The 21,128-nt window shown below is 73.2% G+C and carries 19 protein-coding genes and 1 pseudogene; 8 read left to right on the top strand and 12 right to left on the bottom strand.

The window, feature by feature from the left end; translation table 11 throughout:
- The 5 genes and pseudogenes from ACPCK6_RS11990 to ACPCK6_RS11970 form a co-directional block, all read right to left on the bottom strand.
- Positions 1-200: pseudogene (locus ACPCK6_RS11990) on the bottom strand (peptidase S1); the annotation flags it as partial.
- 39 nt (positions 201-239) lie between these two features.
- Positions 240-1,199: a VWA domain-containing protein gene (locus ACPCK6_RS11985; protein WP_013284520.1), complete on the bottom strand. Its 960-nt coding sequence runs from the start codon at positions 1,197-1,199 to the stop codon at positions 240-242.
- Positions 1,196-2,212 carry a DUF58 domain-containing protein gene (locus ACPCK6_RS11980; RefSeq protein ID WP_423481135.1) on the bottom strand — a complete coding sequence of 339 codons (1,017 nt, stop codon included), beginning with the start codon at positions 2,210-2,212 and terminating at the stop codon, positions 1,196-1,198. The genes ACPCK6_RS11985 and ACPCK6_RS11980 overlap by 4 nt, the downstream gene beginning before the upstream one ends.
- Positions 2,209-3,258 carry an AAA family ATPase gene (locus ACPCK6_RS11975; protein ID WP_423481134.1) on the bottom strand — a complete coding sequence of 350 codons (1,050 nt, stop codon included), beginning with the start codon at positions 3,256-3,258 and terminating at the stop codon, positions 2,209-2,211. Before ACPCK6_RS11975 ends, ACPCK6_RS11980 begins: the two co-directional genes overlap by 4 nt.
- A 191-nt stretch (positions 3,259-3,449) precedes the next feature.
- Entirely contained in the window at positions 3,450-3,971 is a 522-nt protein-coding gene (locus ACPCK6_RS11970; RefSeq protein WP_423481133.1) for a hypothetical protein, read from the bottom strand.
- Between the two features lie 280 nt (positions 3,972-4,251).
- On the opposite strand from ACPCK6_RS11970, the gene ACPCK6_RS11965 reads away from it, so the two are divergent.
- On the top strand, positions 4,252-5,244 hold the full coding sequence (locus ACPCK6_RS11965) for an endonuclease/exonuclease/phosphatase family protein (RefSeq protein WP_423481132.1): 993 nt from the start codon (positions 4,252-4,254) through the stop codon (positions 5,242-5,244).
- 1 nt (position 5,245) lies between these two features.
- Here ACPCK6_RS11965 and cimA read toward each other — a convergent pair whose 3' ends face one another.
- Positions 5,246-6,844, bottom strand: a complete 1,599-nt coding sequence (gene cimA, locus ACPCK6_RS11960) for a citramalate synthase (RefSeq protein ID WP_396880246.1) — start codon at positions 6,842-6,844, stop codon at positions 5,246-5,248.
- Between the two features lie 314 nt (positions 6,845-7,158).
- On the opposite strand from cimA, the gene ACPCK6_RS11955 reads away from it, so the two are divergent.
- The 4 genes from ACPCK6_RS11955 to ACPCK6_RS11940 all read left to right on the top strand — a co-directional run bounded on the left by ACPCK6_RS11955 (position 7,159) and on the right by ACPCK6_RS11940 (position 9,701).
- Positions 7,159-7,719, top strand: coding sequence for a peroxiredoxin (locus ACPCK6_RS11955; RefSeq protein ID WP_396880245.1), 561 nt, complete (start codon positions 7,159-7,161; stop codon positions 7,717-7,719).
- 2 nt (positions 7,720-7,721) lie between these two features.
- Positions 7,722-8,252, top strand: a complete 531-nt coding sequence (gene ahpD / locus ACPCK6_RS11950; RefSeq protein WP_104113885.1) for an alkylhydroperoxidase, AhpD family — start codon at positions 7,722-7,724, stop codon at positions 8,250-8,252.
- A 193-nt stretch (positions 8,253-8,445) separates the two neighbouring features.
- A complete protein-coding gene (locus ACPCK6_RS11945; RefSeq protein ID WP_013284512.1) occupies positions 8,446-8,910 on the top strand; it encodes a hypothetical protein in 465 nt (154 codons plus the stop codon).
- 50 nt (positions 8,911-8,960) lie between these two features.
- On the top strand, positions 8,961-9,701 hold the full coding sequence (locus tag ACPCK6_RS11940; RefSeq protein ID WP_423481131.1) for a tyrosine-protein phosphatase: 741 nt from the start codon (positions 8,961-8,963) through the stop codon (positions 9,699-9,701).
- Between the two features lie 50 nt (positions 9,702-9,751).
- Here ACPCK6_RS11940 and ACPCK6_RS11935 read toward each other — a convergent pair whose 3' ends face one another.
- Positions 9,752-10,846, bottom strand: coding sequence for a branched-chain amino acid aminotransferase (locus ACPCK6_RS11935; protein WP_396880242.1), 1,095 nt, complete (start codon positions 10,844-10,846; stop codon positions 9,752-9,754).
- 189 nt (positions 10,847-11,035) lie between these two features.
- Positions 11,036-12,067, bottom strand: coding sequence for a 3-isopropylmalate dehydrogenase (locus ACPCK6_RS11930; RefSeq protein ID WP_262014728.1), 1,032 nt, complete (start codon positions 12,065-12,067; stop codon positions 11,036-11,038).
- Positions 12,068-12,286: 219 nt separating this feature from the next.
- Here ACPCK6_RS11930 and ACPCK6_RS11925 point away from each other — a divergent pair, with 219 nt between their 5' ends.
- Together ACPCK6_RS11925 and ACPCK6_RS11920 are read left to right on the top strand one after the other, a co-directional pair.
- Positions 12,287-13,159, top strand: coding sequence for an FAD:protein FMN transferase (locus ACPCK6_RS11925; protein ID WP_396880240.1), 873 nt, complete (start codon positions 12,287-12,289; stop codon positions 13,157-13,159).
- Positions 13,160-13,469: 310 nt separating this feature from the next.
- Positions 13,470-13,826, top strand: coding sequence for a hypothetical protein (locus tag ACPCK6_RS11920; RefSeq protein WP_318332841.1), 357 nt, complete (start codon positions 13,470-13,472; stop codon positions 13,824-13,826).
- 61 nt (positions 13,827-13,887) lie between these two features.
- Here ACPCK6_RS11920 and serA read toward each other — a convergent pair whose 3' ends face one another.
- Positions 13,888-15,486, bottom strand: coding sequence for a phosphoglycerate dehydrogenase (serA, locus tag ACPCK6_RS11915; RefSeq protein WP_396880239.1), 1,599 nt, complete (start codon positions 15,484-15,486; stop codon positions 13,888-13,890).
- A 265-nt stretch (positions 15,487-15,751) separates the two neighbouring features.
- Here serA and ACPCK6_RS11910 point away from each other — a divergent pair, with 265 nt between their 5' ends.
- The gene (locus tag ACPCK6_RS11910; RefSeq protein WP_396880238.1) at positions 15,752-17,434 is read left to right on the top strand and encodes a hypothetical protein; all 1,683 of its coding nucleotides are present in this window, start codon (positions 15,752-15,754) and stop codon (positions 17,432-17,434) included.
- Between the two features lie 82 nt (positions 17,435-17,516).
- Here the strand turns inward: ACPCK6_RS11910 and ilvC are convergent, their stop codons facing one another.
- The 3 genes from ilvC to ACPCK6_RS11895 all read right to left on the bottom strand — a co-directional run bounded on the left by ilvC (position 17,517) and on the right by ACPCK6_RS11895 (position 21,061).
- Positions 17,517-18,530: a ketol-acid reductoisomerase gene (ilvC, locus tag ACPCK6_RS11905; RefSeq protein ID WP_120571299.1), complete on the bottom strand. Its 1,014-nt coding sequence runs from the start codon at positions 18,528-18,530 to the stop codon at positions 17,517-17,519.
- Positions 18,531-18,588: 58 nt separating this feature from the next.
- Positions 18,589-19,104 carry an acetolactate synthase small subunit gene (gene ilvN, locus ACPCK6_RS11900; RefSeq protein WP_013284504.1) on the bottom strand — a complete coding sequence of 172 codons (516 nt, stop codon included), beginning with the start codon at positions 19,102-19,104 and terminating at the stop codon, positions 18,589-18,591.
- Positions 19,105-19,165: 61 nt separating this feature from the next.
- A complete protein-coding gene (locus ACPCK6_RS11895) occupies positions 19,166-21,061 on the bottom strand; it encodes an acetolactate synthase large subunit (RefSeq protein WP_396880236.1) in 1,896 nt (631 codons plus the stop codon).
- Between the last annotated feature and the right edge of the window lie 67 nt (positions 21,062-21,128).

Genomic DNA, 21,128 nt, shown 5'->3' with positions numbered 1-21,128 from the left:
GCCCAGGTGCCGGCCGCCGCGCCGGAGACGGTGGAGAGCGCCACCACCGCCGCCACGCTCAGCAGCCGGTGCCGTAGGCTCCGCCGCCCGGCCTCCGGCCCGCCGCCGGGTACGTCCCGGTGGCCGCGCCCGTCCGGGTCCAGCTCCGGCGAGACGAACCACGGTCCGCGTGGCTCGCCGAGTCCGGTCTGCACTGCCATGCCTGGCTCCTCACGTGTCGTGCGGTAGTGGTGTGCGGATCAGGGCAGCCGGGAGAACCACCGCAGCGAGCCGGCCGCGGCGCCCATCGCCAGGACCAGTCCGAGGCCGATGAAGCGGGCCGAGATGTCCTGCCGCTCGGTCCGGTAGCCGACCGAGGTGCCGATGTCCTCGTAGACGTCCTTCAGCTCGGCGGTGGTGGACGCCTCGTGGAAGCCGCCGCCGGTCTGCTCGGCGACCGCCCGCAGCGTCTGGCCGTCCACCGGCACCTGGATCGCCCGGCCGCCCCTGTCGACCGAGCCGCCGGGCGTGCCGAAGGAGATGGTGTGCACCGGCACCTTCGCGGCGACCGCCTGGTCGGCGGCCTCCATCGGGTCCATGCCGGAGGTGTTCGCGCCGTCGGAGAGGATGATGATCCGGGCCGGCGGCGGATCCTTGGCGGCGGTGGCGTCCAGGCTCTTGACCGCGCCGAGCGAGGTGCTGATCGCCTCGCCGATGGCGGTGCCCTGCACGCCGGTGATGCCCTCGGCCAGCCGCCCGATGCCGTCGTGCAGCGCCTCCCGGTCGGTGCTCGGCGGCACCAGCACGGCCGCGCTGCCGGCGAACGCGACGAGACCGACGTTGAACTCGTCGGGCAGCCCGTCGACGAACCGCCGGCCCGCCTCCTTGGCCGCGGTCAGCCGGTCCGGGTCCACGTCACCGGCGAGCATCGAGGTGGAGACGTCCACCGCGACCATCACCGTGGCCCGCTCCCGGGGCACCCGCACCTCCGCCTCGGGCCGGGCGAACCCGACCACCAGCAGCGCCAGCATGGCCAGGAACAGTCCCGCCGGGACGTGCCGCCGCCAGGCCGGGCGGCGCGGGGCGACCCGGTCGAGCAGGCGCAGGTTGGTGAAGCGCACCGCGTACCGGCTCTGCCGCCGTTGCAGCACCAGGTAACCGGCGACCAGCGCGACGACGGCGAGCAGCAGCCAGAGGCGGGCGGGTGACTGCCAGGTCATGCGACACCTCCGCGGGCCGCGGCCGGCACGGTGGCCAGCCGGCGCTGCTCGTGCACGTACCGGACGACGTCCGCGCACCAGTCCCGGTCGGTGCGCAGCGCCAGGTGGGTGGCGCCGGCCCGGCGCAGCGTGCGGCGTACCTGGTCGCGCTGCTCGGCGGCGGCACGGGCGTACCGCTCGCGCAGGCCCGGGTCGCCGGTCCACACCTCGCGGTGCCGGCCGCTCTCCGGGTCGACCAGCGTGATCAGGCCGACGTCCGGCAGTTCCAGCTCGCGCGGGTCGGTCACCTCGACGGCGAGCACCTGGTGCCGTACCGCGAGGCGGCGCAGCGCGGCGGCCCACGGCGGCGGCGCGGCGTCCGGGTCGTCGGGCAGCTCGTCGAGGAAGTCGGAGACGATCACCACGAGCCCGCGCCGGGTGGCGACGCGCTGGAGGCCGTCCAGCCCGTCGACCAGGCCGGGCGCCGCGCCGGTCCGCGCCGCGCCGGCCGCACCCGCGCCGTCGGAGTCCGGCACGTCGCCGGTACGCGGGGCGCCGAGCAGCGCGCGCAGCAGCCCCAGCAGATGGGTACGCCCGCTGCGGGCCGGGAACCGGCGCAGCCCGTCCGGGGTGAGCACCTGGGCGCCGAGCCGGTTGCCGACCCCGGCGGTGAGGAAGCCGACCGCCGCGACGGCGGCCACCGCCAGTTCCCGTTTGTCCAGCGTGGACGTGCCGTACTCCATGCTGGGGCTGGCGTCGACGAGCAGCCAGGTGGTGAGTTCCCGGTCCGCGTCGACCTCGCGGACGTGCGGGACCGTGGTCCGGGCGGTGACCGCCCAGTCCATCCGGCGTACCTCGTCCTCGCCGGGCCGGTACTCGCGGCTGCCGGCCGCCTCGCTGCCGGGCCCGGGGAGCAGGCCGCGGTACCGGCCGTGCAGCAGGCCGTCGAGCCGCCGGGTCACCGTCAGCTCCAGCCGGCGCAGCCGCTGGTCCGGGGCGAGATCGGCGAGCCCGGGTCCGGCCTCGCCGGTCATGCCGCCGCCAGGTCGTTCACCGTCTCGGTGGGCCCGTTCACCAGTCGGGGCGGCGGCACCGCCTCGATGACGCGGCGTACCACGTCCTCGCCGGAGATGCCGTCGGCGATCGCGTCGAAGGAGAGCACGAGGCGGTGCGCCAGCACGTCCACCGCGAGTTCCCGGATGTCCTCGGGGAGCACGTAGTCCCGGCCGTGGATGAGCGCCTGCGCGCGGGCGGCGGCCACCAGGCCGAGCGTGGCCCGGGGGCTGGCCCCGTACGCCAGCAGGGGCGCGACGTCGGGCAGGCCGAAGCGCTCCGGGTCGCGGGTGGCGAGGATGAGGCGGACCACGTACTCGGCGAGCGCGTGGTGGACGAAGACGTCCGTCGCGCGGCGCTGGAGTTCACGCAGCCGGACCGGGTCGAGCACGGTACGCGCGGTGGGCCGCTCGGTGCTCATCCGGTAGAGGATGGCCAGTTCGTCGGCGTCGCTCGGGTAGTCGACCACGACCTTCATGAGGAAGCGGTCGCGTTGCGCCTCGGGGAGCTGGTAGACGCCCTCGGACTCGATCGGGTTCTGGGTGGCCAGGACCAGGAACGGGTCCGGCACCGGCCAGCTCCGGCCGGCGATGGAGACCTGCCGCTCGGCCATCGCCTCGAGCAGCGCCGACTGCACCTTGGCCGGGGCCCGGTTGATCTCGTCGGCGAGCACCAGGTTCGCCATGATCGGCCCCAGCTCGACATCGAACTGTTCGGTGGAGGCGCGGTAGATGCGGGTGCCGACGATGTCGGAGGGGACCAGGTCGGGGGTGAACTGGATCCGGGAGAACGTGCCACCGACCACTGTGGCGAGTGTCTGGGCGGCCAGTGTCTTGGCCACCCCCGGTACGCCCTCCAGCAGGCAGTGCCCGTCGGCGACGAGGGCGGTGAGCAGGCGGTCGACGAGCCGATCCTGCCCGACGATCACGCGTTTGACCTCGACGAGGGTCTGTTCCAGCTCGACGCCGCCCGCATCGGCGTCGACCGGGCTGAGCACGCTGGCCGGGGTGTCCGAGATGTCCGTCACGGTGCTTGCTTCCCGTGCCGGACCGGCGACAAACGTCGGATTATCGGTCCCTGGGCGGTGGTCGGAGGGCCGGACCGGCACCATCTCCCCAGCCGGGCGGGAACGGCACGAAGCGGCGCGGCACCGGCCGGACCGGTACGGAACACGACACCGACCCCCGCCGGAGCGGGGGCCGGTGCGGGCCGGTCAGGTCAGTTGGCGACCAGGATGTGGAAGGGCCGGTCCGAGGCGCTGCCGGAGGAACTGCGCGTCTGCACGAAGACGGCGTTCGGGGTCAGCGTGCGGGGCGCGGCCGAGATCTCGCCGCCCGGCGGGACGTTCGCCGAGTCGTTCGTGCCGATCGACACGTGGTACGCCTTGGCGGACACGTTGTAGTCGAACAGCACCTGGTACTGCCCGGGGGACACCCCGATGCCGGGGGTGAACCGGAACGAGGACACCACGTTGCCGGAGTGCTGCAGCAGCGTGCCGTTTGCCGCCACGACGGCCCAGGCGACCTGGCCGGCCGCCGGTGGGGCCAGGGTGGCCCGCATGGCGGTGCGGGCCGCCTGCCGCTCGGCGGCGGTCACCGGCGGCTGCGCCGTGGAGTGCCGGGCACCGGGCTGCGGCCTCGCCTCCGACTGGGCGGCAGCGGCGATCCCGCCGCCGGCCAGGCTGAGCGACAGCGCGGCGAGCGCCACCACCGTCGCCTTTCGCTTCAAGAATGTGGCCATGAGTTCTCCCTTGGTAGACCGTGGTGATACGGCGACTGCGCGCGTCAAATTGCGGATCATCGGGTATCCGCCCGGGAGCGCACCGCTCGTGAGCTGGCCTTACTACAGAGAGTCGCGACGTCTCAACCAGGTGGAACCTAGCACCGGAAAATGCGGGCGGTCAATAGCACTATTGCGTGTCCAACCGATCCGCAAAAGCTGCCCGAAAATTGCGAGCAACAATTCACGAAATTGTTTCGGAGGGCATCGCGCCGTCCCTGATCCGGGTAGCCTGAGCGCCATGATCACCCTGCCGCGACCGCCCCGCGCGGGCACCCGGAGCGGCCGCCTCGCCACCGTCGCGTGCTGGCTCGCCGTCGCGCCGGTCGCCGCGTGGGCACTGGTACGCCTGACCGGGCTGGAACGCGGCCCGCTGGTACAGGCGATCGCCTTCACGCCGTACGCCGCCGCCGTGGCCCCGGTCGTGGCGGTGGCCGCGCTCGCCCTGCGGCGCCACGCCCCGGCGGTGGTAGCGGTCCTGGCCGCGCTGACGCTGATCGGCGCGGTGGCGCCCCGCGCGATCCCCGGCGACCGGCCCGCCGCCGACGGGCCGACGCTGCTGTTGCTCACCGCCAACCTGCGCCTCGGCTCGGCCGACCCGGCGGCGCTGGTGGACCTGGTCCGGACGCGGCGGGTCGACGTGCTCACGGTGCAGGAACTCACCCCACCGCTGGCGGCCGAGCTGGACCGGCTCGGACTGGCCACGCTACTGCCGCACCGGTCGCTGACGCCCGAGGTCGGCTCGACCGGCTCCGGCGTGTACGCCCGGCACCCGCTGCGCGACACCGGTCACCGGCGCAACAGGGGCTTCTTCTTCACCCAGGCGTACGCGACGGTGACGGTGCCGGGGGCGCCACCGCTGCGGGTGGAGTCGGCGCACCCGGCCGCGCCGTACGCCCCGGACGTGGTACCGGACTGGTGGACCGACCAGCGCGCCCAGCCGCCTGCCACCCCGGACGGCGGGCTGAGCGTGCTGGCCGGGGACTTCAACGCCACGCTCGACCACGCGGCACTGCGGAACCTGATCGCCACCGGCTACACCGACGCGGCGGACGCGGCCGGCGCCGGTTTCGGCGGCACCTGGGGGCCCTACGACGGCGACCCGATCCCGCCGGTCACCATCGACCACGTCCTCGTCGACAGGCGCATCGCGGTGCGCGCCGCCGGCACCCATCCGGTGCCTGGTAGCGACCACCGCGCGCTGCTGGCCGAGCTGCGCCTGCCGGCCGGCTGAGTCAGGCCGGGTTCCCGCCCGGCACCCGGGCCCGGTCCAGGCCGTACGTGAGCGCGTCGACGAGCGCGTGCCAGCTCGCCTCGACCACGTTCGGGTGCACGCCCACAGTGGTCCAGTCGCGCCCGGCGCCGGCGGTCTCCACGAGGACGCGCGTGACAGCGCCGGTGCCGTGGCTGCCCTCCAGGATGCGCACCTTGTAGTCGGCCAGCTCGAAGTCGCGCAGCTCCGGGTAGTGCCGGGCGAGGCCCACCCGCAGCGCCTCGTCCAGCGCGTTGACCGGGCCGTTGCCCTCCGCGGTGGCGATCACCCGCTCGCCGCGTACCCGGATCTTCACCGTCGCCTCGGAGACCACGGCGCCGTCCTCGCGGTGCTCGACGATCACCCGGTACGACTCCAGCGCGAACGGCCGGGCCGGCGCGGCATCCGGCAGCTCGGAGCGGACCAGCAGCTCGAACGAGGCGTCGGCGGCCTCGAACGACCAGCCGTCGGCCTCCAGTTCCTTGACCCGCCCGGTGACCCGGGACAGGGCGTCCGGATGGCCGGCCAGGTCCAGACCGAGCTCGCGGCTCTTGAGCTCGATGCTGGCCCGGCCGGCCATCTCGGTCACCAGGATCCGCATGTCGTTGCCCACCACAGCGGGTTCCACGTGGTTGTAGAGCAACGGGTCGACCTTGATCGCGCTCGCGTGCAGCCCCGCCTTGTGAGCGAAGGCGGCGGCCCCGACGTAGGCCTGGTGGGTGTCGGGGGCGATGTTGGCGATCTCGGCGATGGCGTGCGAGACCCGCACCATCTGTTCCAGGCAGCCCTCCGGTAGGACGGGCATGCCCAGCTTGAGCTGGAGGTTGGCGACGATCGCGAAGATGTCGGCGTTGCCGGGGCGCTCGCCGTACCCGTTGGCGGTGCCCTGCACGTGCCGGACGCCCGCCTCGACCGCGGCGATCGTGTTGGCGACCGCGCAGGCGGTGTCGTTCTGCGCGTGCATGCCGAGCCGCTCCGGCGCGATCCCGGTCCGCGCCACCAGTTGCTCGATCACGGCGGTGACCTGGGAGGGCAGCATGCCGCCGTTGGTGTCGCAGAGCACGAACCGCTCGGCGCCGGCGGCCAGCGCGGTCTCCGCCACCGCGGCGGTGTAGCCCGGGTCGAACCGGAACCCGTCGTAGCAGTGCTCCCCGTCGACGAAGACGCGCCGCCCCTGCGCCACCAGGTACGACACGGTGTCGCGGATCATCGCGAGGTTCTCCTCGGCGGTGGTGCGCAGCGCGCGTTCCACGTGCCGCAGGTCCGCCTTGGCGACCAGGGCCACGGCCGGGGTCTGTGCGTCGAGCAGGCCGCGCACCTGCGGGTCGTCCTCGACCGCGAGCCCGGCCTTGCGGGTGGCTCCGAAGGCGACCAGGATCGCGTGCCGCAGCTCCAGCTCGGTGCGGGCGCGGCGGAAGAACTCGGTGTCCTTGGGCACCGCGCCCGGCCAGCCACCCTCGATGAAGCCGACTCCGAGGTCGTCCAGCAGGCGGGCCACCGCCAGCTTGTCGACCACCGAGTACGTGAGCCCTTCGCGCTGCGCGCCGTCGCGCAGCGTCGTGTCGTACACCTGGAACGTCATCGGAGTCCTCTTCTCGTGCCCTGGGGAGCAAACAAAAAGACCCCCCGCGGATGCGGGAGGTCTGCGCGCTCGGCGAGGGAAGGCCGGCGCGCTAGCTGCTAATGATCAGGACGAAGCTGGTCACGACCCGTACTCTGCCACCCCGCCCTCGTTTTTGGGAGGCGAAACCCATATTCCGGGACGACGACCGCCCTGGTGATCGCCTTCACACCGGGCCACCGCCCACCACGAGCACAAGCGGGGCTGCGGAAGAATCTTGAACTGATCCAGTTACTGGCTCGGCGGTGCTGCCGGGCCACGCTCAAGGAGGACCCGTGCTCACTGTCGGTGACCACTTCCCCGAGTACGAACTCACCGCCTGCGTGTCGCTCGACGCCGACAAGGCGTTCGAGACGATCCACCACAAGTCCCACGAGGGCCAGTGGCGCGTCGTGTTCTTCTGGCCGAAGGACTTCACCTTCGTCTGCCCCACCGAGATCGCCGAGTTCGGCCGCCTCAACGGCGAGTTCGCCGACCGCGACGCCCAGGTGCTCGGCGTCTCCGTCGACAACGAGTTCGTCCACTACGCCTGGCGCAAGGACCACCCGGACCTGCGCGAGCTGCCGTTCCCGATGCTCAGCGACATCAAGCGTGAGCTGACCTCCGCCTGCGGCGTGCTCGGCGCCGACGGTGTCGCGCAGCGGGCCACCTTCATCGTGGATCCGAACAACGAGATCCAGTTCGTCATGGTGACCGCCGGTTCGGTCGGCCGCAACGTCTCCGAGGTGCTGCGGGTGCTCGACGCGCTCCAGACCGACGAGCTGTGCCCGTGCAACTGGAACAAGGGCGCGGCGACGCTCGACGCCAACGCGCTCCTCGCCGGCGCCGGGGCCTGACCATGGGCCTGGACGCGATCAAGGCGGGCCTGCCGGAGTACGCCAAGGACATCCGCCTCAACCTCGGCTCCACCATCACCACCTCGACGCTGAAGCCGGAGCAGGCCTGGGGCACCGCCCTGGCCTGCGCGGTGGCGGCCCGCAACCCGGTGGTGCTGCGGGAGATCGCCGCCGAGGCGGCCGGTCACCTCACGCCCGAGGCGGTCGCGGCGGCCAAGGGCGCGGCGGCGGTGATGGCGATGAACAACGTCTACTACCGGGCCAAGCACCTGATCGGCGACGAGCAGTACGCGTCGCTGCCGGCCCGGCTGCGGATGCAGATCATCGCCCGCCCCGGCGTGGAGAAGACCGACTTCGAACTGTGGTGCCTCGCCGTCTCGGCGATCACCGGCTGCGGCGTCTGCCTGGAGTCGCACGAGAAGACGCTGCGCGCGGCCGGGTTCAGCCGTGAGCAGGTGCACGAGGGGCTGCGCATCGCCGCCGTCGTCCACGCCGCCGCGGTGACCCTTGACGCGGAGGCCGCACTGGCCTGATCCATCGGCCCGCACGTGCCCGACCGGCACCGCGCGGACCGACGACCCGAGGGGCCGGCGTCACCACCGTGGCGCCGGCCCCTCGGCGTCGGCGGGCCGGACGCCGGCGGGTTGGTGCCCGGACAGGGTGGGTAACCCTCCCGACTGACGACGGTGCCGCGACGGCCGCGGCCCTGGGGACGGGAGGCGGCACATGGACGGACTGGACCCGCGCGCCACGCACGGCGGCACCGAGCCGATCCTCGACGACGGCCGGGGCACGGTCGCCGGGGGCGCCCCGGCGGGTGCCTTCGACCCGTGGCGCTACCGCGACGAGGCGGGTGTGGCGAGCGCCGACCTGACCGGCTACAAGGTCGAGGCCACCGACGGTGCCATCGGCAAGATCGACCGGGCGAGCCACGAGGTGGACGACAGCTACCTGGTCGTGGACACCGGGCCGTGGATCTTCGGCAAGAAGGTGATGCTCCCGGCCGGGACCGTGAACCACGTCGACCACGACGCCCGCACCGTGCACGTCGACCGGGAGAAGGACCAGATCAAGGCCGCCCCGGAGTACGACGAGTCCAGCCACGCCGAACCGGGCTACCGGGACCGGCTGGGCGGCTACTACGGCGAGAACCACTCGGCGCTGCCGCCGGACGTGCCGCCGCGCGCCTGACATCCCGGCGACGGCCGGCGGGACGGACGAACGCCCCGCCGGCCGTTACCGTGTCGGATGTGGACGCCCCGCAGAGCCCCTTCCCCGCCCTGTTCAACTTCCGCGACGTCGGCGGATACGCCACTCGGGACGGGCGCACCGTCCGCCGCGGCCGGCTCTACCGCTCCGACTCGCTGCACCGCATCGACGAGACCGACCGGGCCACGTTCACCGCGCTCGGCATCCGTACCGTCATCGACCTGCGCCGGCCGTCCGAGGTGGAACGCGACGGGCGGGTGCCCGACTACGACGGGCTGACCTACCGGCACATCCACCCCGAGCACGCCGACTGGGGTGCGAACCGGTTCGACGCCTCCGGCGTCAGCCTGGCCCGCTACCTGGCCGACCGGTACGCCGACCTGGCGCGTACCGGCACCGCCGGGCTCGCCGAGGCGGTCGGCTTGATCGCGGACAGCGCCAACGCCCCGGTGGTGGTGCACTGCGTCGCCGGCAAGGACCGCACCGGTATCGTCTGCGCGCTCACGCTCTCCGTGCTCGGGGTGCCCGACGAGGACGTGGTGGCAGACTACGCGCTCAGCACCGCCGCGTCGCGGCGCTTCACCGAGTGGGTCCGGGCCACGCTGCCGGACGCGGCGGAACCACCGCCGCCGTTCCTGGAGTCACCGGCCGAGACGATGGAGCTGTTCCTCGCCGAGTTGCGCACCGGCTACGGCTCCGTCGAGGGCTACCTGACCCACGCCGGCGTCACCGAGGCGCAGGTGGAGTCCCTGCGCACCCACCTGCTGGACTGACGCCGCCGCGGTGAGCAGGGAGCGGAATCCCTGCTCACCGCGAAGGGCCGTCAGAGAACCCGGGTGACCCAGCCGTGCGGGTCGGCGGCGCGGCCGCGCTGGATGTCGACGAGCTTCTGCCGCAACGCCATCGTGGCCCGGCCCGGCTCGCCGCCGCCGATGAGGAACTCGCCGTCGGGGAAGCGCACGCCGCCGATCGGGGTGATGACGGCGGCGGTGCCGCAGGCGAACACCTCGCGCAGCCGGCCGCTCGCCGCGTCGGCCCGCCAGTCGTCGAAGCTGACCGGCGCCTCCCGCACCTCGTGCCCGGCCTCCCCGGCGAGGGTGAGGATCGCGTCGCGGGTGATGCCCGGCAGGATCGTGCCGCCCAGCGGCGGGGTGACGATGCTGCCGTCGTCGTAGACGAAGAAGACGTTCATGCCGCCCAGCTCGTCGACGTACCGCCGCTGCACCGCGTCCAGGAACACCACCTGGTCGCAGCCGGCCTCGATCGCCTCGGCCTGCGCGGCGAGCGAGGCGGCGTAGTTGCCGCCGCACTTGGCCGCGCCGGTGCCGCCGGGCGCGGCCCGGGTGTAGTCCGGCGAGACCCAGACCGTCACCGGCTTCACGCCACCGGCGAAGTACGCGCCGGCCGGCGAGGCGATCACGCAGTAGAGGTATTCGTTGGCCGGGCGGACGCCGAGGAAGACCTCGCTGGCGAACATGAACGGCCGCAGGTAGAGGCTGGCGTCCTCGTGCTCCGGGATCCACGCCTGGTCGACCTCGACCAGCCGGCGCAGCGACTCCACGAACGTCGCCTCCGGCAGCTCCGGCATGGCCAGCCGGCGGGCCGACGCGGCGAACCGGGCCGCGTTGGCCTCGGGACGGAACATCGTCACCGCGTCACCGGTGCGGTACGCCTTCAGCCCCTCGAAGATCTCCTGCGCGTAGTGCAGCACCGCCGCGGCCGGGTCCATCGGGATCGGCGCGCGCGCCTCCAGGCGGGCGTCGTACCAGCCCTTGCCCTCGGCGTAGCGGATCGTGACCATGTGATCGGTGAAGACCCGGCCGAAGCCGGGGTTCGCCAGCAGGGCGGCCCGGTCGGCGGCGGATACCGGCGCGGGATTCGGACGGATCTCGAAATCGAGCATGTCACCACCGCTCATCGCGCTGACCTCCCTGCGGGTTGACGGCATGCGGGATCGCACGCCGACGTCACTGGTGCCAGAAAACTTACCCCGAACGGTCGTTCAGCGGATAGCTCCGCCCCGGCGGAGACGACGCGCCGGACGGTCGGGGTGGCCCGGTGACGGGTCTGGCGGCCCGGTACCGGGCCGCCAGCAGGGTCGGCCCGGTCAGGCTACGGCGTACGCGGCGAGCCGGTCGCCGACCTCCTCGGTGCGCAGCGGCGTCCCCGGCGTACGCGCGGCCAGCTCGGCGCCGACCGCGGCGGTGACCCGGGCGGCGGCGTCGGGGTGGCCGAGCTGGTCGAGCAGCAGCGCGGCGGACAGCACCGCGGCGACCGGGTCGGCGACGCCCTGGCCGGCGATGTCCGGCGCCGAGCCGTGCACCGGCTCGAACATCGACGGGTAGCGCCCCTCGGGGTTGATGCAGCCGCTGGCCGCGAGCCCGATGCCACCGGTCACGGCGGCGGCGATGTCGGTGAGGATGTCGCCGAAGAGGTTGTCGGTGACCACCACGTCGTACCGGGACGGGTTCGTCACCAGGAACATCGCTGCGGCGTCGATGTGCTGGTATTCGGTGGTCACGTCCGGGTGCTCGGCGGCCACTGCGGCGAAGGCGCGCGCCCACAGCGACCCGGCGTGGGTGAGCACGTTGGTCTTGTGCACGAGCGTGACCTTGCGCCGCTCCCGGCGGCCCGCCCGGGCGAACGCGTCACGGATCACCCGCTCGACGCCGTGCCGGGTGTTCAGGCTCTCCTCGGTGGCCACCTCGGCCGGGGTGTCCCGGTGCAGCGCGCCGCCGGCGCCCGCGTACAGCCCCTCGGTGCCCTCGCGGACCACGACGAGGTCGACCTCGCCGGGCTTGACCGCGGCGAGCGGGCCGGCGACGCCGGGCCAGAGCCGGGACGGGCGCAGGTTGACGTACTGGTCGAAGGCGAACCGGAGCTTGAGCAGCAGACCGCGCTCCAGCACACCCGGCGGCACGGTGGGGTCGCCCACCGCGCCGAGCAGGATGGCGTCGTGGCCGGCCAGCTCGTCGAGGACGGAGTCGGGCAGCACCTCGCCGGTGCGGTGGTAGCGTGCCGCGCCCAGGTCGTACTCGGTGGCCTCGATCCCGGGCACCACCGCGTCGAGGACCTTGCGGGCCTGCGCGACCACCTCGGGTCCGATGCCGTCGCCGGCCACCACCGCGATGTGTGCCACCTGACGCTCCTCGTCTTGTCGTTAGGCGCAACCGTACGTCGCCGTCCCGCCCCCCGGTACGAATCTTCCATCATCCGGGACGGCGAATCACAGGAGGCTCCCAGCCGGCACTCATGCTGCGGTCATCTCCACTGCTTAGGGTCGGATTCACCGGGTCGACGGGGGCCTGGAATCCGGCACCGTCGCGCCGCGGCGGCGACCACCGAGGGGGCAGGTGTCATGCGGATCGAGCACCGGCGGGCCCACTGGGCGGACGAACAACCACGTACCCGCTGGGTCGACCAGTCCGTATTCCGCCCGCTCCGGCCCGACCTGCACCTGGGCGCCACGAAGCACCGCGTCGAGCGGGCCGGCGCCTCCGCGTCCGGGCGGATCAGCGTCCGGCACACCGTCACCACCTCGACCGCCGACTACACCATGCTGCTCAACGCGCCGGAGTGGTTCGGTCACCGGGCGGTCAGCGAGGCGCTGCGTGACGCGGTCGCCGAACTGCGCGCCGTCGACCTCACCTACGGCCCGAACCGGCCGGACAGCCTCGTCTCCCGGCTGCGCCGCGACGAGATCAGCCCCGACTCGTACCCCCCGCTGGCCGACCTGATCGACCTCTGCGCCGCGATGCGGGCGGCCACCGACGGCTGGTTCGACGCCTGGGCGGTGCCCGGCGGCTTCGACCCGGGCGGCCTGCTCGGCGGCTGGGCGGTGGAGCGGGCCGCGGCGCGGTTGCGCGCCGCCGGCATCCACGACTACGCCGTGCTCAGCGGCGCCGACCTGACGGTACGCGGGCACGCCGCCCACGGCGGACCGTGGCGCGTCGCCGTGCACCATCCCACGGACACCCGCCGGACGCCTGTCGTGATGGAGATGACGACGGGCGCGGTCGGAACCTCGGGCGTCACCGGCCGGCGCGGGCACGTCGTCGACCCGCACACCGGCGAGCCGACCGACCGGCTGGTGGCCGCCACCGTGCTCGGCCCGAACCTCGCCGTCGCCGACGCCTACGCCACCGCCCTGTACGCCGCCGGACCGGCCGGGCTGGCCTGGTTCCGCCACGACACGGACTACCGCCCGCTGTTCGCGCACCACCGGCGCTGATCTGCTGCTCGGCGCGGAGCGCGATCGGCCCCCACGGTCTCGGCAACGACCGTGAGGGCCGGTCAGCGACGAGTGCGCGTGGCTCGCGCAATCGAGGGGTGCGGGCCGAGGGGCCGGGCGCCCGGCCGCGCCACCCGAAGACGGGCCGGGGATCGACTCAGCGGAAACCGCATCGGTACGCTAGCGAATCGACGCAACTCGACGCAAGAGTCTCCACAGCGGACGCCGGGTGAACGATGGCGGCAATCAGCGGTGAACGCACGGTGGGGCAGAGGTGACGGGCCGGGCGCGGGATGGCACGCTGTCCGCCGTGAGTTTCGATCTGAGCGTGTGGGCCCTGCCGGACGGGGCGACACCGGAGCAGGTGCGGGCGGCCGTACAGCAGTGCCGCGAGGGCCGCCACGGCGAGCAGCACCCCGACCCGCGACTCGTCGCCTTCTACCGGGCGATCACGGCGAGCTATCCGGACCGCCCGGCCCGGCCGGGTACGCCGTGGGAGGTGGCGCCGCTGCACACGGCCGCCGACCACATCGAGATGAACCTGTATCCGACCTGCCCGGACCAGGTCCTGCTGGACATCGAGCGGCTGGCCGGCGAGCACGACCTGATGCTCTTCGACGCACAGGACGGCTCGGTCTACCCGCCACCGGCCCGCGTCCGTTCCTGACCCACCGGGACGACGAAGGGCCCGGCCGCATCCGGCCGGGCCCCGATGTGTCCTGTTCGGACTACACGTCGCGCAGGTCGGCCGCGCTCGCGGCGACCGCGCCGATCGAGTCGGCGGCGGAGGTGAGCAGGTCGGCGCCGAGCGCCTGGTCGACGGTGAGCGTCATCAGCGTCTCGCCACCGGCCTCGCGGCGCGCCACCTGCATGGCGGCGATGTTGACGCCGGCCTCGCCGAGCAGCGTGCCGACGGTGCCGACCACGCCGGGCCGGTCCGCGTAGCGCAGGAAGACCAGGATGCCCTCCGCGCCGATCTCCACGTCGAAACCGTCCACCTCGGTCAGCTTGAACACGTCGCGGGTGCCGGTGTGCGCCACGGTGCCGGAGACGCGGACGGTACGCCCGTCCGGCAGCGCCCCGCGTACGGTCACCAGGTTCGGGTGGTCGACGGTCTCGGCCGGCGTGGCCAGCGTGACCTCGACGCCCCGCTCGGCGGCCAGGTGCGGCGCGTTGACGTAGGTGACCTGCTCCTCCACCACGGAGCTGAACAGGCCCTTGGTCGCGGCGAGCTTGAGCACCGACACGTCGTGGGCGGCGATCTCGCCGCGCACCTCGACGGTGACGCTGGCGGCCACCCCGCCGGCCAGGGCGGTGAACGCCCGGCCCAGCCGCTCGGCCAGCGGCAGCAGCGGGCGGACGTCCTCGGCGACCACACCGCCGGCCTGTACGTTCACCGCGTCCGGGACGAACTCGCCCTGCAGCGCGAGCTTGACGCTCTTGGCCACCGCGAGACCAGCCTTGTCCTGCGCCTCGTTCGTGGAGGCGCCCAGGTGCGGGGTGGCCACCACGTTGTCGAAGGCGAACAGCGGCGAGGAGGTGCACGGCTCCTTGGCGTACACGTCGACGCCGGCGCCGGCGACCCGGCCCTCCGCGATCGCGTCGGCGAGCGCCTGCTCGTCGACCAGGCCACCGCGGGCGGCGTTGACGATCCGGACGCCCGGCTTGACGATCGCCAGCTCCTTCTCGCCGATCAGGCCCACCGTCTCCGGCGTCTTCGGCAGGTGGATCGAGATGAAGTCGCTCTCCCGCAGCAGCTCATCCAGCCCGACCAGGCGGACGCCGAGCTGCGCGGCGCGGGCCGGCTGGATGTACGGGTCGTACGCGATCAGCCGGGTGCCGAACGCGGCGATACGCTGCGCGAAGAGCACGCCGATGCGACCGAGACCGACCACGCCCACGGTCTTGCCCTGGATCTCGACGCCGGTGTACTTGGACCGCTTCCACTCCCCCGCCTTGAGCGCGGCACTGGCGCTGGCGGTGTTGCGGGCGACCGCGAGCAGCAGCGCGACGGCCTGCTCGGCGGCGGAGACGATGTTCGAGGTGGGCGCGTTGACGACCATGACGCCCCGGGCGGTGGCGGCCGGCACCTCGACGTTGTCCAGACCGACGCCGGCCCGGGCGACCACCTTCAGCCGCGGCGCGGCGGCGATCGCCTCGGCGTCGATCTGGGTGGCGCTGCGTACGATCACCGCGTCGGCCTCGGAGAGGGCGGAGAGCAGAGCGGGGCGGTCGGTGCCGTCCACGTGGCGCACGTCGAAGTCGTGCGCGAGCACCTCGATGGCGGCGGGGGCGAGTTCTTCGGCGATCAGTACGACAGGATTCATCGGTCCTCGTAGACGCTCGGTAATGGTTCGGCCTGGGGCGCCGGGACGCCGCGCTGCGCCCTGCGCCGATCCGTGCCACGGCCGTCGGGTGCGCTCGGGCACCACACCAAGGATGGTAGGTGCCTGCCCGCCCGGCGTGTCCCGGAGTGCGGGGTGAGGGCCCTCACACAGGCCCGTCGCACGCTTGTCATCCCCCGTTCACCGGACGCCGCGCTGGCAGCAGCCCGCTACAACGGGAGCTGTCGTCACGAGGGAGGAAGCGCCGATGTCGGTGGTCGTCCGGATCGCGCTGCTGCGGCCGATGGCTCGGCTCGACCCGGTCGACTGGGGGCCGAAGCTGGCCGAGGCGTTGATCACCCGGTCCCAGGTGGTGAGCGGCCTACGGGGCGGAACAGCCCGGCGGACGGCCGCCGCCGACGAGGCGGTGGCGCTCTGCCGCCGGCTGGTCGCCGACCCCACGGATCGGCACCGGACGACTCTGGCCCGGGCGCTGGTGGCCCGTGCCGGCGTGCCGGACGTCCGTCCCACGACCGTGGTCACCGCCGAGCTCACCGAGGCGATCGGGTACGTCGAGGGATCGTCCGATCGGCTCGGGCTCGTGGCGCTCGCCACCGCTCGGTTGCTGCTCGCCCGGCGCCGGAGCCAGCTCGGCGAGGTTCGGGAGGCGCTCGCGTCGGCGCGGCTGGCGTTGCGCGCCTGGGCCGACGCGGAACCGCTCACCGCCGACGACCGGGCGCGGCGGATCAACACCCTGCTGGTCGTCGCGGAGTGCGCGCAGACGCTGGAGCGGCACGACGAAGCGCTCGACGTCCGCCGGCAGGCCCGGGACGCGTACCGTGCGTTGCCCTGGCGGTACCGGCTCCGCTGGAAGGGCCTGGACGCCGCAACAGCGGTGCCACTCGCGTCCAGCGTGGCCGCGGACGGTCGGCACCGGGAGGCGCTGGACCTGCTGACCGCCGCCGACCTGGCGCTGGAGCTGACCCGCTCCGTCACACCGGAGCCCGGACACGTCCTCTCCGCCCGAGCGCTGCTGGTGGAGTCGCTGTGCCGGCAGGCCATGGGAGAGGTCGACGCGGCCGAGCGGACCGTCGTCCGGGCGGTCGACCTTCTCCGGCCCTGGGTCGGCCGAATTCCCGACGGAGGCGGAGCCCACCTGGCCTCCGCGCTACGGGCCCACGGCGCTCTGCTGCTGGAGACGGGCCGAGCGGACGAGGGCGTCGCCCGCCTCGAAGAGGCAGCCGAGGTGGCGCGCGAAGTCGGGGACATCGAGCGGGCGCGGTCACTGGTGTCGCTCGTCTGGGCGCGGATGACTGCCGGGGCGTGGGACGACGTGGAGCCGCTCCTTGCGGAGTTGCTGCCGCTGTGCCGGCGGCGGGCCAACGACCTGCCCGAGGTGTTCCGCCCGCTGCTCGTCCAGGGCCTTTGCGCGGTGACAGCCCTGTCCGCCTTCAAGCGGGGCGACGAGAATCCGCCGCCGCCCGGCACGCGGATCGCCGGTATGACCGGGACGGCGGCCGGCCAGGAGGCGGTCGAGCTGGCCCGGGCACTGGTGGCCGGACAACCGGCCTATCGCGCGCTGCTGGGCGCGGCCCTGTTCGGCCTGGATCGGGCCCTGATCCGGTCCGGTGACGTGGCGGGGGCGGCCGAGGCGCTGCGGGAGTGCGTGGCCCTCCGCCGGGATCTGGCCGACGAGGATCCGGCCCATCGGGCCGACCTCTCCCGTGCGCTGGGCAATTTCGGCAACCGGCTGGACGCGCTGGGCCGGCTCGACGAGGCGTACGACGCCCACCGCGAGTCGGTGGAGCAGGCGCGTGCGGTGGACGGCGGGCTGCCGCCCGCGGAGATGGCCGTCGCACTGCGCAACCTGGCCACGTCGCTGTCCGCGGTCGGCCGCCCGGACGAGGCCGGGCGGGTACGCGCCGAGGCGGACCGGCTGCCGGCCACCTGACCGGCGGTGGGGCGGAGCGGACTGCGGCCCGCGGCCCGACGCCGGGGAGAGCGTCGGGTCGCGGGCCGCACGAGGGAGAAGCTCAGGCGGTCTCGGTGATCGGCCGGTCGACCCAGCTCATCATGGCGCGCAGCTTCTGCCCGGTCTCCTCGATCGGGTGCGCCGCGCCCTCGGCCCGCCACTTGGCGAAGTTCGGCCGGCCCGCCTCGTCCTCGGCCACCCACTCGCGGGCGAACTCGCCGGACTGGATCTCGCCGAGGATCTTGCGCATCTCGTCCTTGACCCGCGAGTCGATGACGCGCGGGCCACGCGACAGGTCGCCGTACTCGGCGGTGTCGGAGATGCTGTAGCGCATCCGGGCGATGCCGCCCTCGTACATCAGGTCGACGATCAGCTTCAGCTCGTGCAGGCACTCGAAGTAGGCCACCTCGGGCGCGTAGCCGGCCTCGGTGAGCACCTCGAAACCGGTCTGCACCAGCGCCGCCGCGCCACCGCACAGCACCGCCTGCTCGCCGAACAGGTCGGTCTCGGTCTCCTCGGTGAACGTGGTCCGGATCGCGCCGGCCCGGGTGCCGCCGATCGCCTTGGCGTACGCCAGGGCCAGGCCGAACGCGTTGCCGCTGGCGTCCTGCTCGACCGCGACCAGGCAGGGCACGCCCTTGCCGTCGACGTACTGGCGGCGGACCAGGTGACCGGGGCCCTTCGGGGCGACCATCGCCACGTCCACGTCGGCCGGGGGCTTGATCAGGCCGTACCGGATGTTGAAGCCGTGCCCGAAGAACAGCGCCTTGCCCGCGGCCAGGTTCGGCGCGATGGACTCGGCGTAGATGTGCCGCTGGGCGGTGTCCGGCGCCAGGATCATGATCACGTCGGCCTCGGCCGCCGCCTCGGCGGGCGTGAGCACCCGCAGGCCCTGCTCCTCGGCCTTCGGCCGGCTCTTCGACCCGGCGGGCAGGCCGATCACCACGTCGACGCCGGAGTCGCGCAGCGACAGCGCGTGCGCGTGGCCCTGGCTGCCGTACCCGATCACGGCGACCTTGCGGCCCTGGATCAGGCCCAGGTCGGCGTCGTCGTCGTAGAACACCTCAACGCTCATTGACTTCCCTTTCGTACGGCGGTGCCCGTCGGCCCGTCGAAAAACTTGTGGGTACGGATCAGGCGGCGCGCAGGGCCGGGCCGGCGGTGATGGCCCGCGAACCCCGCCCGATCGCCACGGTGCCGGACTGGACCATCTCCTTGATGCCGAACGGCTCCAGGTCGCGCAGCAGCGCGTCGAGCTTGTCCGGCGTGCCGGTGGCCTCGATGGTCAGCGTGTCCGGCGCGACGTCGACCACCCGGGCGCGGAACAGGCCGACCGTCTCCAGCACCTGGGCGCGGGCCGCGCGGTCCGCGCGGACCTTGACCAGCAGCAGCTCGCGCGCCACCGACACCTGCGGGTCCAGTTCCACGATCTTGAGGACGTTGACCAGCTTGTTGAGCTGCTTGGTCACCTGCTCCAGCGGCGAGGACTCGGCGTTGACCACGATGGTGATGCGGGAGACGTCCGGGTTCTCGGTCTCGCCGACGGCGAGGCTGTCGATGTTGAACCCGCGCCGGGAGAACAGCCCGGAGACCCGGGCCAGGACACCCGGCTTGTTCTCCACCAGCACGGACAGCGTGTGCATAGTCATTGCTGAGCCTTCCTCGTCATGCCCTCATGGCCCTCGCTGCGCTCGGTGCATTCGGTCATGACTACAACTCGTCCTCGTCGAACGCGGGGCGCACACCCCTGGCGAACATGATCTCGTCGTTGCTGGTGCCGGCGGCGACCATCGGCCAGACCATCGCGTCCTTGCCGACCACGAAGTCGATGACCACCGGCGCGTCGTTGATCGCCATGGCCGCCTCGATGGTCTTGTCCACGTCGGCGGCGTTCTCGCAGCGCAGACCGACGCAGCCGAGCGCCTCGGCGAGCTTGACGAAGTCCGGGATGCGGTGCTTGTGGGTGCCCAGCTCGGTGTTGGAGTAGCGCTCCCCGTAGAACAGGGTCTGCCACTGCCGCACCATGCCGAGGTTGCCATTGTTGATCACGGCGACCTTGATCGGGATGCCCTCCAGCGCGCAGGTCGCCAGCTCCTGGTTGGTCATCTGGAAGCAGCCGTCGCCGTCGACCGCCCACACCGTGGTGTCCGGCTTGCCGACCTTGGCGCCCATCGCGGCCGGGACGGCGTAGCCCATCGTGCCCAGGCCGCCGGAGTTGAGCCAGGTGTGCGGCTTCTCGTACGAGATGAACTGGCTGGCCCACATCTGGTGCTGGCCGACGCCCGCCACGTAGACCGCGTCCGGGCCGGCGATCTCGCCCAGCCGCTTGATCACGTACTGCGGGGAGAGCGTGCCGTCGGCCGGCTCCTCGAAGCCCAGCGGGTACCGCTCGCGCAGGTCGTCGAGCTGGGCCCACCAGTCGGTCAGGTCGGCCGGCGGGTGGGCGGCCTGCTCGGCGGTGACGGCGGCGATCAGCTCGTCGATCACGTGCCGCGCGTCGCCCACGATCGGGACGTCGGCGTGCCGGTTCTTGCCGATCTCGGCCGGGTCGATGTCGGCGTGCACGACTGTCGCGTCCGGCGCGAACGAGTCGAGCCTGCCGGTCACCCGGTCGTCGAAGCGGGCGCCCAGCGCCACGATCAGGTCGGCCTTCTGCAGGCCGTAGACCGCGGCGACGGTGCCGTGCATGCCGGGCATGCCCAGGTGCTGGCGGTGCGAGTCGGGGAACGCGCCCAGCGCCATCAGCGTGGTGACCACCGGGATGCCGGTCTGCTCGGCCAGCTTGCGCAGCCCTTCGGTGGCACCGGCCTTGAGCACACCGCCGCCGACGTAGAGGACCGGACGACGGGCGCCGGTCATCAGCCGGGCCGCCTCGCGGATCTGCTTGCCGTGCGGGTGCAGCGTCGGCCGGTAGCCGGGCAGGTCGAGCGTGGGCGGCCAGGAGAAGGTCGCCGGCGCCTGGAGCACGTCCTTGGGGATGTCGACGAGCACCGGGCCGGGGCGGCCGGTCGCGGCCAGGTGGAACGCCTCGGCCAGCACGCGGGGGATCTCGTCGGCGGTCTGCACCAGGAAGTTGTGCTTGGTGATCGGCAGCGTGATGCCCTGGATGTCCGCCTCCTGGAAGGCGTCGGTGCCGATCGACGGCCGCGCCACCTGCCCGGTGATCGCCACCATCGGGACCGAGTCCATGTACGCGTCCGCGATCGGGGTCACCAGGTTCGTCGCGCCCGGGCCGGAGGTGGCGATGCACACGCCGACCCGGCCGGTGGCCTGCGCGTAACCGGTGGCCGCGTGCCCGGCGCCCTGCTCGTGGCGGACCAGGATGTGCCGGACCGTGGAGTCGTAGAGCGGGTCGTAGGCGGGCAGGATCGCGCCGCCCGGAATGCCGAAGACCACATCGACGCCGAGCGCCTCCAGCGACCGCACGAGCGAACCGGCGCCCGAGACCTGCGCGGTGGCGGGCTCCCGTACGGGCGTCTCGGTGGTGGCGGCCGCCGGGACGGTACGGCCGGGGCGGGCGGCGGGGTCGGAGTCACCGGCCGCGCCGGTGCCGGAGCGGGCACGGCGGGCGGAGTGGGCGAGGGTCTCTGGCGTGGGTCTCGTCATGGCGGTTCAAGCCTTCGGAAGTGAGTGGGTGACGCGCTTCTCAGGATGGGACGGCGGGGTCCCGGCG

The sequence above is a fragment of the Micromonospora sp. AB353 genome, assembly GCF_049538395.1.
Classification (GTDB): domain Bacteria; phylum Actinomycetota; class Actinomycetes; order Mycobacteriales; family Micromonosporaceae; genus Micromonospora; species Micromonospora aurantiaca.
Note: the sequence above shows the minus strand (reverse complement) of the source record. Positions and strands in the feature narration are given on the sequence as shown.